This is a genomic window from Colwellia ponticola, assembly GCF_005885605.1.
Classification (GTDB): domain Bacteria; phylum Pseudomonadota; class Gammaproteobacteria; order Enterobacterales; family Alteromonadaceae; genus Colwellia; species Colwellia ponticola.
Window position 1 is genome coordinate 1 of record NZ_SZVP01000173.1, and the last position, 429, is coordinate 429.

1 protein-coding gene is annotated in these 429 nt (G+C 55.0%); it reads right to left on the reverse strand.

All coding sequences use genetic code 11. The features are described 5' to 3' along the window. The coding region (locus tag FCS21_RS16885; protein ID WP_171035751.1) for a HAMP domain-containing protein at positions 1-429 on the reverse strand (429 nt) is incomplete at both ends.

The following is a 429-nucleotide window of genomic DNA, read 5'->3' on the forward strand; positions in this document are numbered from 1 at the left end:
CGAGCAGTTGGCGGGTGATGTCCTCGAACGTAATCACATGACCATCGTTTTCTGGCGCAATCTTCACTGCCAGCGTGAGCAGCTCACTGCCTTTGGAATGGGTGACAACACCGCTCGTCAATCCTGCTTCAAGCATCGCGTCGATTTGCGGTGAAACCGACACCATGCTCATTCCGAGCGGGTTATTGCTCTCTCCACCTTGCAGCAGCAAGTCTTGGCCGGATCCATTGATCAGCAGAACTTCGCGGCTTTCATTGAGCGAAATAACGCCTGCGGTAACAGAATCCAGAACTGCCTCCATGAACGCGCGGCGCTCATCGAGTGCGGTTGTCTGCCGATCAAGTTGCTGGGTCATACGGTTGAATGCCCGGTTCAGCATGCCAATCTCATCAGCGCCAGTCCGGCCATCAACCCGCAAAGCGAAATTGC